Source organism: Gilliamella sp. Nev3-1 (assembly GCF_001690435.1).
Taxonomy (GTDB): domain Bacteria; phylum Pseudomonadota; class Gammaproteobacteria; order Enterobacterales; family Orbaceae; genus Gilliamella; species Gilliamella apicola_C.
This window is the reverse complement of sequence record NZ_LZHN01000011.1, coordinates 60,488-77,509: the sequence shown is the minus strand read 5'-3', so window position 1 is coordinate 77,509 and position 17,022 is coordinate 60,488. Positions and strand designations below refer to the sequence as shown.

The 17,022-nt window shown below is 33.1% G+C and carries 17 protein-coding genes; 9 read left to right on the top strand and 8 right to left on the bottom strand.

From position 1 onward, the window contains the following. Positions 1 to 282: 282 nt before the first annotated feature. Positions 283 to 1,056, top strand: coding sequence for a peroxide stress protein YaaA (gene yaaA / locus A9G40_RS02830; RefSeq protein WP_065581818.1), 774 nt, complete (start codon positions 283 to 285; stop codon positions 1,054 to 1,056). A gap of 10 nt (positions 1,057 to 1,066) precedes the next feature. After that, on the top strand, positions 1,067 to 2,020 hold the full coding sequence (locus tag A9G40_RS02825; RefSeq protein WP_065581825.1) for an AEC family transporter: 954 nt from the start codon (positions 1,067 to 1,069) through the stop codon (positions 2,018 to 2,020). A gap of 475 nt (positions 2,021 to 2,495) precedes the next feature. On the opposite strand, the gene A9G40_RS02820 is transcribed toward A9G40_RS02825, so the two are convergent. The 3 genes from A9G40_RS02820 to A9G40_RS02810 form a co-directional block, all read right to left on the bottom strand. Further along, positions 2,496 to 3,383 (bottom strand): carboxylate/amino acid/amine transporter, encoded by an 888-nt coding sequence (locus A9G40_RS02820; RefSeq protein ID WP_218057924.1) that lies wholly within the window; start codon positions 3,381 to 3,383, stop codon positions 2,496 to 2,498. Positions 3,384 to 3,564: 181 nt separating this feature from the next. Then, on the bottom strand, positions 3,565 to 4,347 hold the full coding sequence (locus tag A9G40_RS02815) for a helix-turn-helix domain-containing protein (RefSeq protein WP_065581817.1): 783 nt from the start codon (positions 4,345 to 4,347) through the stop codon (positions 3,565 to 3,567). A gap of 25 nt (positions 4,348 to 4,372) precedes the next feature. Continuing rightward, complete coding sequence (locus A9G40_RS02810) at positions 4,373 to 4,927, bottom strand: YbhB/YbcL family Raf kinase inhibitor-like protein (RefSeq protein WP_065581816.1); 555 nt, start codon at positions 4,925 to 4,927, stop codon at positions 4,373 to 4,375. Between the two features lie 532 nt (positions 4,928 to 5,459). Here A9G40_RS02810 and A9G40_RS02805 point away from each other — a divergent pair. Then, entirely contained in the window at positions 5,460 to 7,052 is a 1,593-nt protein-coding gene (locus A9G40_RS02805; protein WP_065581815.1) for an ABC-F family ATPase, read from the top strand. Positions 7,053 to 7,153: 101 nt separating this feature from the next. Here A9G40_RS02805 and A9G40_RS02800 read toward each other — a convergent pair whose 3' ends face one another. Both A9G40_RS02800 and A9G40_RS02795 read right to left on the bottom strand, forming a co-directional pair. Beyond that, on the bottom strand, positions 7,154 to 8,587 hold the full coding sequence (locus A9G40_RS02800; RefSeq protein ID WP_141675173.1) for a hypothetical protein: 1,434 nt from the start codon (positions 8,585 to 8,587) through the stop codon (positions 7,154 to 7,156). Positions 8,588 to 9,067: 480 nt separating this feature from the next. Continuing rightward, positions 9,068 to 10,149 (bottom strand): IS3 family transposase gene (locus A9G40_RS02795; protein WP_442902701.1). Its coding sequence is split into 2 segments (ribosomal slippage): positions 9,068 to 9,906 and positions 9,906 to 10,149, totalling 1,083 coding nucleotides; the frame shifts between segments, so codons are not numbered across the junction. A 242-nt stretch (positions 10,150 to 10,391) separates the two neighbouring features. Here A9G40_RS02795 and A9G40_RS02785 point away from each other — a divergent pair. From A9G40_RS02785 to A9G40_RS02755, 6 genes are all read left to right on the top strand, one after another. Then, positions 10,392 to 10,874 (top strand): MarR family winged helix-turn-helix transcriptional regulator, encoded by a 483-nt coding sequence (locus A9G40_RS02785; protein ID WP_065581812.1) that lies wholly within the window; start codon positions 10,392 to 10,394, stop codon positions 10,872 to 10,874. Between the two features lie 454 nt (positions 10,875 to 11,328). Beyond that, entirely contained in the window at positions 11,329 to 11,916 is a 588-nt protein-coding gene (locus A9G40_RS02775) for a DNA alkylation repair protein (protein WP_065581810.1), read from the top strand. Beyond that, positions 11,903 to 12,532 carry a peroxiredoxin-like family protein gene (locus A9G40_RS02770; RefSeq protein WP_065581809.1) on the top strand — a complete coding sequence of 210 codons (630 nt, stop codon included), beginning with the start codon at positions 11,903 to 11,905 and terminating at the stop codon, positions 12,530 to 12,532. Before A9G40_RS02775 ends, A9G40_RS02770 begins: the two co-directional genes overlap by 14 nt. 186 nt (positions 12,533 to 12,718) lie before the next feature. Further along, the gene (locus A9G40_RS02765; RefSeq protein WP_065581808.1) at positions 12,719 to 12,985 is read left to right on the top strand and encodes an IS3 family transposase; all 267 of its coding nucleotides are present in this window, start codon (positions 12,719 to 12,721) and stop codon (positions 12,983 to 12,985) included. Further along, entirely contained in the window at positions 12,939 to 13,295 is a 357-nt protein-coding gene (locus tag A9G40_RS02760) for an integrase core domain-containing protein (protein ID WP_176700428.1), read from the top strand. The genes A9G40_RS02765 and A9G40_RS02760 overlap by 47 nt, the downstream gene beginning before the upstream one ends. Before the next feature lie 354 nt (positions 13,296 to 13,649). Next, complete coding sequence (locus tag A9G40_RS02755) at positions 13,650 to 14,219, top strand: hypothetical protein (RefSeq protein ID WP_065581806.1); 570 nt, start codon at positions 13,650 to 13,652, stop codon at positions 14,217 to 14,219. Positions 14,220 to 14,419: 200 nt separating this feature from the next. On the opposite strand, the gene A9G40_RS02750 is transcribed toward A9G40_RS02755, so the two are convergent. The 3 genes from A9G40_RS02750 to A9G40_RS02740 all read right to left on the bottom strand — a co-directional run bounded on the left by A9G40_RS02750 (position 14,420) and on the right by A9G40_RS02740 (position 16,902). Next, positions 14,420 to 14,947, bottom strand: a complete 528-nt coding sequence (locus A9G40_RS02750) for an STY0301 family protein (protein WP_065581805.1) — start codon at positions 14,945 to 14,947, stop codon at positions 14,420 to 14,422. Between the two features lie 122 nt (positions 14,948 to 15,069). Next, complete coding sequence (locus A9G40_RS02745; protein ID WP_065581804.1) at positions 15,070 to 15,597, bottom strand: STY0301 family protein; 528 nt, start codon at positions 15,595 to 15,597, stop codon at positions 15,070 to 15,072. Positions 15,598 to 16,194: 597 nt separating this feature from the next. Then, a complete protein-coding gene (locus A9G40_RS02740) occupies positions 16,195 to 16,902 on the bottom strand; it encodes a carbonic anhydrase (protein ID WP_065581803.1) in 708 nt (235 codons plus the stop codon). Positions 16,903 to 17,022: the final 120 nt, after the last annotated feature.

Below are 17,022 nucleotides of genomic sequence, written 5' to 3'. Positions count from 1 at the left end.
TATGTTATGATAATAATTATTTCACCAGCAAAAACCTTAGATTACCAATCACCATTATTAACCTAAAATTATACGCTTCCTCAATTTATTAACTCAACTAAAACCCCCCTATAAAAAATTCAAAAATAGCGTCGACAATTTCAATAAATATTTCACGAATAGTAGGCCAAGCTTTGATATCGTGCATTTCTTGTTTATCTACGTTCATTTTGCTACTCCTTTGGGTTGAATTTGATGTAAAATAACCCGATTTATTGCAAAATACAATAGGCAAAATATGTTATGATAATAATTATTTCACCAGCAAAAACCTTAGATTACCAATCACCATTATTAACCCAAAATTATACGTTTCCTCAATTTATTGACTCAACTAAAACCCTTATACAAGATTGTCAAAAATTGAGTGTAGAGAATTTAGCCCAATTAATGTCTATCAGCCCCAAATTAGCTGAGCTTAATTATGAGCGTTTTCAAAATTGGCATAGTGATTTTAATCTTGAGAATGCAAGGCAAGCGATACTGGCTTTTAAAGGTGATGTTTACGAGGGCTTACATGTTGAAGATTTTAATGATAGTGATCTAAAATTTGCTCAATCACATCTACGGATTCTGTCAGGATTATATGGCTTATTACGACCACTTGATCTAATTCAGCCCTATCGCTTAGAAATGGGTATTCGCTTAAAAAACGGTAACCATGCTAATCTTTATCAATTTTGGGGAGAATCATTAACAAATAAACTTAATGACGAGTTGTTAAAATCATCACATCCCACATTAATTAATTTGGCATCAAACGAATATTTCAAAGCAATAAAAGCAAAACAGCTCAATGCTAAGATCATTCAACCGATATTTTTAGATAAAAGCAAAGATGATTATAAAGTGATTAGCTTTTATGCTAAAAAAGCGCGTGGTTTAATGAGCCGATTTATTATAAAAAATAAAATTAATCACAGTGATGATATTAAAGATTTCAATTTAGAAGGCTATCAATTTGATTCAAAACGATCAACTGACTTAGAATGGTACTTCATACGCAATCATCAATAAAATAATGACGATGGCATTTTTTACAACATTATGGGCGCAGTTTTTATCTACCCTGCCCCTTTTTATGCTAATTTTATTCGGTTTTTTAGCGGTTAAAGTAGGTCGTTGGCAAAAAACAATCACCGATAGCCTAACCAAATTTACCTTTTATATTGCATTTCCCATCATGCTATTTCAGATCATGAGCCATTTTTCTGAACATTCGCAAATCGATATAAAACTGTTATTCGTCTTTTTTGGTGGATCCTTTATTGTCTTTGCAATTGGTTGCCTAATTGCATCTAAATTATTTAAGTTAAATGGTTCAGAAAGTACAATGTTTGCTATGGGTAGTATTTATACCAATACGGTGTTTGTTGGTATTCCTATTATTAAAATGTTATTAGGCGATAATGCTATCCCCATTGTTGCCATTATCGTTATCTTTAATGCCTTAATTTTATGGACACTTGCGACGGTTTCTATTGAATTTGTGCAAATGGGAAAATGTTCAACTAAAGGGATTGTTAAAGCCTTTAAAAATGTTGCAAAAAATCCCATTATTATTGGAATTTTTACAGGCATTATAGTGAATTTTATTGGTTTACCGTTACCTAACTTTATTGATAAATCAACTAAAATGGTGAGTGAGATGACCGCACCTCTTTCATTAATTGTTTTAGGCATGGGACTAGCGGAATATAAAATTCGAGATAAACTTTTAATTACAACAGCTATCTGCATATTAAAATTGGCTATGTTACCTATTGTTACTTATATTTTAGGTAAACTCATTGGACTACCAACTTTAGAATTGCAAGTGGTGGTATTACTCAGTTCAGTTTCAATTGCGATAAATTGTTATATGATGGCAAGGCAGTTTGAAGTGTTGCAAGGCTCTATCGCTTCAAGCTTATTAATATCAACGATGCTATCTTCTATTACAACACCGTTAATTTTATCAATTATGACACATTTACCTTAAACGCTTATTTATAGCACAGCTTTATAGCACAACACCAGATTGCTTACACTTCATGATTCAAATAATTTGCTAACAATGCCTAAAGCGTTTTACTTAAAATCATCTTATGTGTATAAAAATGAATAAATCATTTTCTATCTTTTGAATCTAACAAACAAAATACTGTAGAGTTTTAATTTATCACCAAACGGTATAGAATCCTGAATATTTTTTACAAAACCTATCACCTGAAAAATGAATACTGGGCTTGCCGTCTTAATTTATATTTAATCGATTGTTAAATTTTAATCAAATGGTCGAACGACTCATCAAAATGTTTAGCCAAATCAGTGGTAGTTATTTTTCATTATGATATAAATGCCATATCGCCAATCTTTGATTTACGTTAGTTCTGTTTTTTATGTCTATTTATGACGGCCGTTTCTCAAATTACTGTCAATAACGCGAATAATTCCTACAGATTATTGTTTTTAACTTAATGAGCAATTTTAACTTTGTAGTGTAGCAATAGTGCCAACATAATGACTACACTACCTAATATAAAGCGTACCCAGTCTATTGATTGATGCCAAATCGCCACATTCACCAAAATCCCTGTTGGGATAACCACATTATTCATAATAGCCAAAGTGCCCGAATTCACTTTTGTCGCACCAAAATTCCATAAAAAGTAACATATGCCAGAAGCCACTACGCCAAGCCAGATAATAATGCTCCATTGTAAAATAGTTGTAGGTAATTTTGATGCATCGCCAAAAAGCAACCAACCTACTGTTGCCACAATTACCGCCCCCAAGTAAACCCAAGCAAAAGCCTGATGTTGAGGCATTGGATATATCTCCATAATTCTTTTATAACCAACCTGCCCTAAGGCAAAAACAATATTAGCCCCTTGAATTAATAAAAAGCCAATAATAAAGTTTGCACTAATATGATCATAACGGATAATAGCGGCACCAATAACTGCTATTATTGCAGTAAAAAGGTAACTCAATCTTAATGGATGACGTTGCAGTAAATCATAAATAACCGTGACATAAATAGGTGTAAAAATGGTAAACAACAGCACTTCAGGTACTGAAATATATTGGAAGGAATTATAATAAAAAAAGTACATAATCCCTAATTGACAAGCCCCAACACCCATTAAAAGAAATAGGGTTTTAAGCTTAATATTTCTAAAGCATAAAAAAGGTAAAAAGGTAATAAATGCTAACAAAACACGCATAACTACAGCAAACCAAGTATCAACCTGTCCACTGATATAAACACCAATAAAACTAAACGAAAACGACCAAATAATTGTTACAAAAATAAGATAAAGCATAATTGATGAAAATAAAGAAAATAATGAGAGACGCATCGTATCAATTGGCTTAGCACTTGTAAACTTTACATCATAAAAATTGATTACTATGATAAAATAATTGATAATCTGTAGGAATTGCTAGCGCTATATACTATAGTTCTGAGAAACCATGGTAATGGACATGCATAAAAAATAATTTAATAAATAAAATTAAATGTTAGTAATAAAAAATTGGCTAACGTAGCCTCTTTGGTGAAAATCCAAAACGTTGTTTAAAGTAAAAAGCAAAACGAGAGCCTGATTCATATCCCACTTCTTGGGCAATTTGTAGGATCGTTTTTTGGGTGGTTTGTAACAGCATTAAACCAAAATTCATTCTTATATCTAAGATAATTTTGGATAAATTATATCCTTCTAAAGCAAGATGTCGCCGTAAAGTTGATTCGCTCATAGCAAATTGTTTAGCAATTTCTGCTGCCTGCCACTTTTTGTCTGGTTGCTGGTTAATAATTTCGCGAATTTTTTGGCTAATTTTCGGGTTATTATTCAGTGGAAAATACACACCAAATGCAGATAATCTAATTAAAAGTTCAATAAATAAATGTTTAACAAGATTAGAATTGCATTGGTTATGTGTAAATAATTCTGTTTTAATCTGTATTAGTCGAGTAATAAAAGTTTCAGGTAATATTGTTTCAACTTTAATTTTTTTAAGAATTTGATTACTCTGATAAAAATGAGATAAAGCAAATTGGTCTAGTAGCTGCGCATGCCAAGAGTAACAAATGGCTTGATAATCCTTATCATCAATATAAAAATTATTTATATTCATTAAATTACCTGCTGGAATCAGGACTAACTGACCTGTTTTTACCTTAAAATATTCGCCCTCACATTCGATCTGTTTTTCGCCATTTATGACATAGACAATCATTGGATCAATGCTTTGAATCTGTTTTAGGGTTTGATTACAACGTTGTGTTATATAATTCACTCGACCAATTGAAGCAAAATCCATAATCCTAATAGCCTATTAATCAATATCAACGTGAGTAGGAGTAAATTATATCTGCCTTTGCTATTTGATGCGAATTAGCAATAAAACCAACTAGAGCTGGGGTAGTTTGTTCATCAACCTCAATGTGATCAATGTCTAGTGCATAAAGTGTAAATTGATATCGATGAGTCGAATTTAGCGGAGGACATGGCCCTCCATAATTTATCACGCCAAAATCATTACGTACTAATCTACTTCCTTTAGGCAATAAATTGGGATTATTTCCTGCTGATTGTTTAATAAACGATGTTTGTACAGGAATATTAACAATCACCCAATGCCACCAACCAGAACCTGTTGGTGCATCAGGATCATACATAGTTAATACTAAACTTTTTGTCGTTTTGGGTAGATTTTTCCATGAAATTTGTGGAGATATATTTTCGCCTTGGCAACCAAATTGATTGGATATAAACCGAGTAGTAAATCCATTATTGATAAGATCAGTGCTAGTTAATTGTAATTGTGTCGCATAACTGCAACTTGTGCTCAATAATAATGTACTATAAATAATGGCTTTCGCTTTGCACAAAATATGCATGTTGGCCTCTTTTAACGATTAAATAAAAGCCATCATAAGGAATTTTCAAGCTATAATCGGCACAAATTAGCTTAAATCTGACACAAATTCGATTAATATTATCATTCTCTTGCAGTTAATTTTAGTTTGTTGATTTTATTTTATTTTCAAATTTAAAATGGTTTTGAGAACAATCAATGAGTTATACGGTAATCAAGTGATTATATCTTTCCCAATTAACCTGAAATCAAGGGTAAAAATAAATTTAGGAATAATTCACGCTGTTGACAGTAATTTAAGATATGGCTAACATATTGTAAATATTAGAAATTTATTTTAATTATGGTGTGTAGACGTCCTGAAACTTTCCTATATTTTACAATATATTAAGAATTAAATTAAATATACCCTTCCTAAATGCCGTTATCTAAAACAAAGATCCTCAAAAATGATTAATTATGGCATAATGTGCGCCAATTTATATTTTCGCGACGTCATGCAAAGGCTAATTATTGCTTTTGAGCAAAACGCATTTTAAAGAGAGTCAATTTTCGTGTTAAGTACAAATAACATCACAATGCAATTTGGCAGTAAGCCATTATTTGAAAACATCTCGGTTAAATTTGGCAACGGTAATCGTTATGGTCTAATCGGCGCTAATGGCAGTGGTAAATCTACCTTTATGAAAATTATTGGTGGCGATCTCGTGCCTACATCAGGTAATGTGGCTTTAGATCCACATGAAAGACTCGGTAAATTACGCCAAGATCAGTTTGCTTTTGAAGAATTTACTGTCCTTGATACCGTAATTATGGGACATACCGAATTATGGCAGATCAAACAAGAACGGGATCGCATCTATTCACTCCCTGAAATGAGTGAAGAAGATGGCTTTAAAGTTGCTGATTTAGAAACCCAATATGCTGAAATGGATGGTTACAGTGCCGAATCTCGGGCTGGCGAATTATTATTAGGTGTTGGTATTCCAATTGAGCAACATTACGGATTAATGAGCGAAATCGCACCAGGTTGGAAGTTACGGGTATTATTAGCCCAAGCCCTATTTTCAAATCCAGATATCTTATTACTCGATGAACCAACCAATAACTTAGATATTGATACAATCCGCTGGCTTGAAGATACCTTAAATCAACGCGAAAGTACTATGATTATTATTTCGCATGACCGCCATTTTTTGAATATGGTCTGTACCCATATGGCAGATTTAGATTATGGTGAATTGCGCATCTATCCGGGTAACTACGACGATTACATGACCGCATCAACGCAAGCGAGAGAGCGTTTGTTAGCCGAAAATGCCAAAAAGAAAGCACAAATTAGTGAACTGCAATCGTTTGTTAGTCGCTTTAGTGCCAATGCATCAAAATCAAAACAAGCAACATCACGCGCAAGGCAAATTGAAAAAATCAAACTTGAAGAAGTCAAAGCTTCTAGTCGACAAAATCCATTTATTCGCTTTGAGCAAGATAAAAAGCTATTTCGTAATGCGCTTGTTGTTGAAGACCTTACCAAAGGATTTGACAATGGCCCTCTTTTTAAAAATCTTAAGCTCATGGTTGAAGTGGGCGAAAAAGTTGCTATTTTAGGGACTAATGGTATTGGTAAAACCACATTATTAAAAACGCTAATGGGCGAACTAACTCCTGAGCAAGGCGATATAAAATGGTCTGAAAACGCAAATATTGGTTATTATGCGCAGGATCATGAATACGAATTTGAAGGCGATTTAACGGTATTTGACTGGATGAGCCAATGGAAACAACCAAACGACGATGAACAAGCCGTGCGTAGTATTCTAGGTCGATTATTATTTTCACAAGACGATATTAAAAAACAAGTTAAGGTCTTATCTGGTGGTGAAAAAGGACGTATGTTATTTGGTAAATTGATGATGCAACGCCCGAATATTATTGTCATGGATGAGCCAACAAACCATCTTGATATGGAATCAATTGAATCACTCAATATGGCATTAGAGCTTTATCAAGGCACACTATTCTTTGTTTCGCACGACCGTGAATTTGTAAGTTCCTTAGCGACTCGAATTGTTGAAATCACACCTGAAAAAGTGAACGATTATACGGGTAATTATGAAGATTATCTGCGTAGTCAAGGAATTGAATAATCATTCATTAATAAAAATAGCCACAAATACCAATGTGGCTATTTTTTGGTTACCAATAATTTTTATTGTTTCACTCTACGATAAAATATTATTTATCATTACTATTTTCGACAAACTGGAGTGCAACCATCATATTTAAGCAAATTATAACCTACATAACCGTTTTCCCTATCAATACCAAATATAAGCGCATTTGTATATACCTGACTACTCCACGTACATCCAACAGATGCTCCAAAACCACTATTAGGGTATCCTTTATATAAATTTCCCCATTCTCCGTAAAATGTACCGTCAATATCTCGCGATAATCTTGCTTCTCGATTATGATACCATTCAGGAAATAGACCTATGCCATGCCCGGTTACGGCAGTTGCTGCGCTAGGTGCATTGGTTAATTCACTTGGCGAATAAAAATAACTTGCCGCTTCTTCTGCACTAATCATCCCTAAATCACGTCCAGCACAAGCATTAGCTGCAGGGAAAATACCATTTCCAGTATCTAAATACTGCTCTGTTTTATATGGTGTTGGAGGAAGTGCGCGTATCCATTTATTAATGGTAAAAGAATAAATAGACGTTTTTGAAGGCGTTATTACATTGGGTTTTGTCCTTGCTGTTAAGATTACATTAAAAGGTAAATTGGGATGAACAGATGAATTAAAGGTAACAACACCTTCACTTCCTGCTACATTACTTATCGAAACTAAATTCGGATTACTTGATGTATAAATATAATCACTCTGTTCGTTACTCATTCTTAAAGTAAATTTTGCTTGATCAAAAGCCGTTGTCGGAAACTTAGTAGAAGCCAAAGCAGAAAACCCTTCATTAGGGAAGAAAACTTTAGGGTTATAACCACCTATAAATTTGCAATTTGTCGTATTGGTACAAGTATTTTTGTCAATGCCAGAAGCATCATAAATTTGTAAACTAGCAGGCTTTATATAACAAATTTTGAAATCATCAACTTTTATTGTATATGTTTTGCTAAGACTGCCATAAGCATGTTCAAATGGTATGCCATATTGAGATTGCGCTTTAATATTATCAGCGCTAATCGTCAATTGATATGGACTTTTACATGAATCTAAATTGTTTTTTAATTCATCAGCAGATAACGTTCTTATCGTACCATCTGGCTGTCGATAACGCCAAGTAGCAGTTAAAGTACCAGTTATTCCCATAGTTAAATGAGCGAAATCACCATCATCATCACCATAACTTACCCCCACAACATTTGATAAGTGATTTGGTTGTCCATCAGCAACAACTTTCGTAATAAATTGATTAAATTTGTCCCCATCATGCGCATAAATTACTTTGTTCATCGATGGATCAATGACTACAGAACCAGAGGAACTATCGGATTTTTGAAAACTTAATAAATCAGCTAGTTCATTAATAGCAGAGCCATTTAATTTGATATAAGGAGCAGAACCTTCAATTGTTTTTATTGTCTTTGTAGATAAAGCAGCATGACTATTAGTAATGGCTAATAATGTCATAAAAACTAAAAAGATGAAATTTATCACCTCAATTTTTTGTACTTTTATCAATTTAAGATCATAAATAGTGTATTTATGGTGATTTTTATAAACAAATAATAAATTTTCGAGAGACTTGCTTGGTAATATTTTTTTACAAAAAGAACAAATTAATGTTGTGTTGTGTTGTGTTGTGTTGTGTCTTTCATTCTACCATAACCCATTCAATTTATCAATGCATTGTTTAATATAATATTTTTATAGTACATTGGTTAGTTTTTATAAAATCTTTTTTGTTTTATTTAGTTAGATAAAAAAGAAATATAGTAACCACTAAAACAAGCCTATATTGTAAATGAAAAATAACATCATTTAAATATAAAATACTGACCTTTTTATTAAGATATTGTCAATATTAGCTTGAATATATTTCACTTGAAATTAAAAAGAAAATTGTAAAAAAGCAAAACATATTAAAATTGTAATATTGTAAATATCCCAAACTTAGTACACAGCTCACGTAGAAAATCATGCTGCTTGTTTTAGTGTTTTATACTCAATCGGTGTCATGTTATTTAATGCCTCATGCGGTCTTTCGGTATTATAAATCGTTAACCCTTCTTCGGTTATTCTCCTTGCTTGCGCTAAGTTGTTAAAAAGATATAAATCGAGTACTTCAGTACGATAGGTACGATTAAATCGTTCAATATAGCCATTTTGATAAGGGCTACCGGGCTGGATATAATCAATGGCTATATCATGTGATTTAGCCCAGTTTATAAAGGTTTTTCCTGTAAATTCTGGCCCATTATCGACCCGTATTTTTAATGGATAGCCATGATATTCAGCCAGTTTATCTAAGTAACGGGTAATCCTTCCTGCGGGTAAGCTTACTGCAATATCAATGCCTAACGCCTCACGATTAAAGTCATCGATGACATTGAATGTCCTAAAGCGACGTTGATTACGACTACTGTCACTCATAAAATCCATTGACCAACATTCACCTTGTTTATTGGGAGCCAATAACTTTTCTGGCTCCCGAGGTGGCATTCGTTGTTTTCGTTTTGTTTTAAGATTCAGTTTTAACTCACAATACACCCGATAAACACGTTTATGATTCCATTTATAGCCGAGCTTTCTGATACGATTAAAACATTTAGGAAAGCCCCAGCGTAAATTCCGGTCTGTGATAGCATTCAACACCGAAACAATCACCGAATCATCCTGTAACTTAGATTGATAATAGTAAGCACAACGGCTTAAGCCAACAATGGCACAACTCATAGCAATAGTAACTGAATGATTTTGTTGTAGTTGCTGTGCCCACGTTTTACGTGCCCCAGTTGGCACTAAAGCTTTTTTATAATTTCTTCCTGAAGCTGGGATTTTAAGCTCAGTTCGGCAAACATCTGTTTAAGCTTGCGGTTTTCAGCCTCCAGCTCCTTTAAGCGTTTGATATCCGACGTTTCCATTCCGCCGTATTTTTCTCGCCATTTATAGAAAGTTGAATTACCCATGCCATATTTACGGCACAGTTCTTTAACGGGAATACCCGCTTCAGCTTCTTTTAAAATAGCGACGATTTGATGTTCAGTCATTTTTTTCATAATTAAATCCCCTTTACTTTTATCATAGAGAATTTTCTACTTTTTTGCTGTACTATTTTAGGGGATAGTTACAATCTGTATTAATTTGTTTTGTTGATGAGCTTTATACTTAAGTGAAATTATTTTTTAATATTTCTTGACAAGGAATATGTTTTTTTTATAATCCAGATATAGTTAGATGTCTAACTATTTTTTTGGCAGTTTAGTTAGACATCTAACTATATTAAAAGGAGGTCATAATCGTGAAGTTGGAAAAAAAATATATATCATTAGCTCGTATTATTAAAAAACATAAAGCAGCCAATATATTATCGGTAGAAGCTTGTTTTAGTATACTTTCTACTGGAATGAGAATAGACAAAGAATGTGCTAAACGACTAAGTGATTATCAGTTATCTGAGGGGCGTTTTATGGTGCTCGTACTTCTATTTGAGCATAAGGTGCTATCACCGCAAGAAATTGCTACTCTGAGTGGAGTTACAAAACCAACGATAACCTCTTTCATTCATTCTTTAGTTAAAGAAAAATTGGTCAATAAAACTGAAGACATCACCGATGGAAGAAAAATTGATATTACTCTGACTAAAAAAGGCCAAGATTTGATACACCGAATCTTCAAGGAACATAGTCTTTGGATTGCTAACATTACAAAAAATTTAACAGATTCTGAAATTAAAACGCTCGTTTGTATTTTAAATAAAATGTCTCAGCTTAAAGATGATTAATTATAATTTATGAATTTAGAGATTACTGATATGCTTCAGGAAACAAAGAATCTTAGAATTGTTACGCATCTTAACAAATCATCTTTTATTAAAGATAAGATAACAATAAAATTTGCTTCCACGTATGATGCGTTTTTTGAAGCTATTTGGTTGATAAGTCGAGAATATGTTCTCAAAGGGCTTATTAAAAGTGAACGAAAACTACCTTATTTCTCTCCGTACTTAATAATTATGCCGAATAATCGGCTTTTAATAGTATTACATGTAGATCAGATTATTGATTGTTATTATGAATTGCTGACAATGGGAAGAACCTTCGGTTTTACTCCATATCGACTTCATTCGGTCTTTATGAGTCAGTATTTTATGAGTGATACGATACATGGAAAGTTAACTGAACAGATTAAAAAATCATCTACCCCAACAATATCATATTACCAGGGTATTACGAATAATGAATCGTATTGACATATTGAATAACGGGCTTGGTGCCACGACTAATCTCAATGAATGCTTACAAATAGATCAAGAGCATTTATTTAGAGTGGTTCTTACCCAAAAGAAACCTCCACTATCGCTACAAGAATTACTTATCCAGATTCAATCTTACGCTAAAGATATCCACTTTAGAGTTTGCAAATGGGTTTGGATGGCCGTTCGAGAAAAATTATCTTCTGATTTAATTGTTTCTATTCAATTACTTTCTACTTGGGTAATAAACCCAAATCCCTACGTTAGGTGGTTTGCTGTTGAATGTTTAAGGCCTAGAGGGGGTTGGTCTAAGCATATTAGTGAGTTAAAAACACAACCTGAAATGGCTCTTTCTTTACTTGAACCATTAAAAAACGAACCTGAAAAATATGTCCAAGATTCAGTTGCTAATTGGTTAAATGATGCAAGTAAAACTCGACCAAGTTGGGTATCAGACCTCTATTCACAATGGTTATCAGAAAGTGATTCAGCATTTACACAGCGTATTGTTAAAAAAGCTATACGCACAATAAATAAACCTCTAAAGGAAAATAATCATGAAATTAAATGAAAAACTTGAGCTAATACAAAAAGAAATGGCGCAAACTGTGCCAGTTGATATTTTAAATGCGTTCGGACAATCACTTCATGAACTTATAGAGCTAAATTTAGAAAACCACGCTCTTAAAGTCGGTGATATAGCTCCTGATTTTACGTTGCCAGATGCTGAGGGTCTACCTATTTCGCTCTACGATACATTGCAACATAATCCAGTTATACTTAGCTTTTTTCGTGGTAATTGGTGTCCGTTTTGTATGGCTGAATTAGCACATTACCAAGAAGCTATAAATAACAATCTTATTGATAGTGCAACGGTTATTGCGATTTCTCCTCAAACTATTCATTTTAATCACGATGTAACGGTACGAAATAACCTCGAATTTAGAATACTTTCTGATAAAGGGAACGAAATTGCTGATAAATATGGGCTTGTTTTTACGCTGCAAGAAAATGTTCGTGATATCTATAAAAACATGGGAGCAGATTTAGAATTATTTAATAATGATAAGACGTATAAACTGCCTATCCCTGCAACTTATCTTATTGATAAAAATAAAAAAATTCTATTTTCTTCAGTTTCCACAAATTATATGGAAAGAGCTGATGTATGTGATATTAAACTTTAAAAATCATTTGGATTAATTTATATAGAGTCTAAAGGGCTTATATAAAAAAGAATAAACTAATCATAATTGGTAATGGAATTGCAGGAAATTTAGCAGCACTATTTATTTCACAGAAACTACCTAACTAGCAATAACTATCGTAGGCAAGTCGAATAAACTACGTTCAATTGTGGGAGGAATCTACTGTTGAATTATCCACACTTCAATGTCATCGATGACTTTAATCGTGAGGTGCTAGGCATTGATATTGCGGTCAGTTTGCCGGCTGGCAGGATCACCCGTTATCTGGATAAACTGGCTGAATATCATAATTATCCACTCAAAATACGAGTCGATAATGGACCGGAATTCACTGGAAATACGTTTATTAACTGGGCTAAATCACATGATATAGCCATTGATTATATTGAGCTCGGCAACCCATATCAAAATGGGTATATTGGAACGATTTAATCGCATCTATCGCACAGAGGTACTAGATTTATATCTATTTAATAATCTGGAACAAGCAAGAAAGATAACAGAAGAATGGCTAACCAGTTATAACAACGAAAAACCTCATGAAGCATTAAATAATATGACGCAGATTGAGTATAAAACCCTAAACAAGGAGTATTATTTTCTACTTGAATCTTGTACTAAGTTTGGGGTATTTACATTTGTTCCTTTGACAAGTAAAAACGAACGATATAAAACTCTCTTTTATGGTATTAAACATCTGGTTAAAGTTGAAAAGTCCATTGAAGATAAATTAAGAAGATAAGCTAAGCGCGATAATAAACCCTATCAAGGCGGAATGCTCTATGTTGACACCAAACGTTTACCGTTACTTAAAAATGAAACGAAAAAAAACACGAGACTGATTTTTTACGTGAGCTTTATGGGGTCATATACCCCGATAAATCCCAATTTAGCTCAACACAGTTTCTACAAAATGATGTATTAGCCCAGTGTCCTTATATCATTGAATGTATTTATACCTATAACGGACGTGAATATCAAGGGACAGGTTGTAACCACCCCATAAAACAGCACAGTTTTAAGACTGCTGCTAAGATAGCATTTCATTGCTGTTCAAATATGTTAAAATTCAAATAAATTAGGATAAGGAAATAATATGATAACAATTAATATGTTAACTCAGAATCAAAAGCTATCTGATTTTGAAGATGTCATCGCGTTCTTTGATAAGATTTATAAGTGTATCCCTTGCGAATCAGAGCTAAGCACAAAACTGGATCGAAATGCTTTCTATGCTTTTGTTGTCATTCATACCATTAGTCATTGGCAAAGTGATGGTTGGTGTAATCTTTTATGGAATTATGCTACAGCAAAATATGTTGTACCGGCAATGAAAGCAGTAAATTTACCGCAAATTGCAGATGCTTTTGAACAAGTAGAACAAACTTATCCCTTTTCCTATTCAGAATGTGAAAATGAGAAAGAATTATGTAGTTTAGGCAATTTTATTGAAAACCCACGGCAAAAGCGCAAATACATTTCGTCAGAAAGGTTACTATCCATGTCAGATGAACAACGTCAAACCTATTCAAAAAATTTTCTCGCTAAATTGCAAATATTAGATGAGTTGGTTACACCTTTATGGGATTATCAAGCACCCGAACAAGAAATTTGGCAACCTGTCATTGATTTTATAAATCAACATATAGAGAAGCAATCTATATAACGATTTAATCCGATCAGATTTTCATTATTTATATCACTTGCTCCAATATAGTTATAAGTGTGATAAAGGACTATATAAAAAGCCAATCTCTGACAAAAGTAGAAGGCAGTCACAAACGACTACCTTTTACTGTCTTTATTGAGGTATAACTTTTGTGGGAAATGTGAACATATCCCCGAAATATCCAAACTAATATTAATTTATTTTGCTTTTTCAGTACTACACACTAATTTAGCAAGTGTTCCTTGATGCTGATCTTGGGTGTCAACTGCCCAACAAGTTTTCAGTGATGTATCAATAGGCTTTGTCAATTGTACTTCGTTATTGTAGTTATAATTACAGCTAGCCCAAAAGCTCAGTTTATTAGTATCATCACTGCTCTCTAACAACCAAACTGCCTGATATTTTTTCCCATTTATCGTTGCGGGCTTGGGTTTTATTCGTTTTGCTGAGTCAGTTGATTTTCCTGAATATACTTCCACTTGATTTAGTCGAATAAGAGAACTGGTGTGAGCGATATCTTCTGGCAAGATTAAACCATTAATTTTATTCATATCATAGCCTTTTTCAGACACTTCCCAGCCTTCAGGCACAACTTCTAGTTCAGGTTTAGCATATTTTATTTTTACCGATTCGGGACAAACTATCTCTTGATTTGCATTAGCTGAACGGCAAAGACTCCCCCCCATTACGACAATTGCTGCTAGACTTAAAATTTTACCTTTCATGTTTGCTATTCCTTCTTAATCTTATAAAAAAGCAATTATTTCTAATAGTTAATATCGTTTTATTAAGTTAAATGCATTAGGCTATTAACTATCCAAACCAAGGCTATTTTTGCTATCTAACTTTATCCGATGTTAGAGCTTAAACTAACTTTATTTTCACGTTTAGAGTATGATTGTTGACCTTCATGTATTTTTTTATCGCAATTTAGTTTTACTTTCGTATTACCTTTTGCATCTTTTGAAGTGATTACCCAACAGGTTTTCATGGTCGGATCGATGTGTTTTATTAGGCGAACCCGATTACGTGAATAAGAACAATTAAACCAATAACCAGTATCATTGGGTGTATCATAACGAGTATCAACACTCCATGAATCCTTATATTTTTTACCTTTAATGGTAATTGTAAAGGGTATCATCTGTCCTAAATTCACTGGTTTACCATGGTATACTTCACCACTATCAACTCGCAAAAACAGATTTTTTTGTTCGGATATTTGCCATCCTTCAGGTAATGTTTCTAATTCGGTGGGGATAGCGTTTACCTGAACTGAATCAGGGCAAGTTATCTCATAAATTGCATTAGCTGAAAGGGGCATACAAGCTCCAGCTAATAATATTATGGCAATACTAAAAATTTTTCCTTTCATGTTAACTATCCCTTTTTAATTATAAAAAACACAATTTTTATTGTTGAATAATATAACCTTTTTTAAAATTTAAGTCATTAATCACTTATATTAGGTGATCGATTATGGATTAAGTACATTATTACAAACCTAACTTGTTTTGTAATTCGTGCTGGATTGAGTATTGCTGTTATATTGGTGGGCGCAATTGCTCTTAAGCTAAGACTACTTTTCTTTGATGATTTGACCTTAATTTGCCTATAATCATGTTTTCATCCCTAAAAGCATATAACGATAGATAGGTCAGTTACTTTAACCTATCCACTCGTATTTATAGAATATGAGTGATGACTATCAAGATACTAAAACACTTAAAAATAAGATAAAGAAAAAATACCTGAACATAAAATCAATAAAGCAGCCCTGATTATATGAATTTTCATTTTTGACATGGGTATTCATATTATTTGATGATAGCGTAAAATTTTTATACGTTATTCGTGTAATGTTTAGTGACAAAAAACCATTAAAAAATACATTATATATTTTAGTGTGTTATAAGTGATAAGTGCACTAATTATTGGCTCTATTCGCTTTCACCGATAGAGCCAAAAAATATTAATTAACTATCACACGACCATTTAAAGGCTGAATTGGACGGTTGTTATCATGATGTATGATTGAGTGGAATTTTTCAATTTGTTTGGCAGATGCGCTACTTTCTTGTTCTAAAATAATCCATCTCACACCTTCCGTACAAGGCGGTGTTGTTAGTGAGCCGCTAAAGCGGTAAAAATCTAATCTATTTGGCAATAATGCCTTAATATTAACCGACTGACTTAATGTCGCAGTGTTTCCTACTTGTGTCGGAATATGTTGCCAAGCTTTAGCTAATTCGGGGTTAGATTTTCCCCTATTAAACATAAGACCAACAACCGTTAAGTCACCATTGTCATTTTTATAAACAAAGTGAGCTTCCATCGGAAAGGGTTTACTTTTAATCATATTTTCGCTTGGTGCATGAAAATGGAATTGTTGTAACGTAAAGATTTCATTATCAATTTCTAAGGTATTACCTTCGTTAACATTGATTTGAATGGTATGGCCGTTGTTGATGATTTCTTGCTTGCTGGGTTTAAACGCCAGTTTAAGTTTATCATGATGGGTTTTTAGTGCATGTTCAATATTGATCGGCGATTGATTTTTGCCGTTTTCACAGGTTGAAAATTCAGGTGAAAGTTTTCCCCAATTTTCGGGTTTAAATTCGCCTTCATAATCCCAATGCGGAGCAGGCTCTACAGCAGCACAAGATAAACTGGTTGCCATTAAGGCTTAAATTTCATGTTGATTTTACGTTAGAAAGTTGTTTATTGGAGACCAAATTATACGCCACAAAAAACCACCTTACTACAATCACACATCATCACTTTTTGATATTTTTATCAA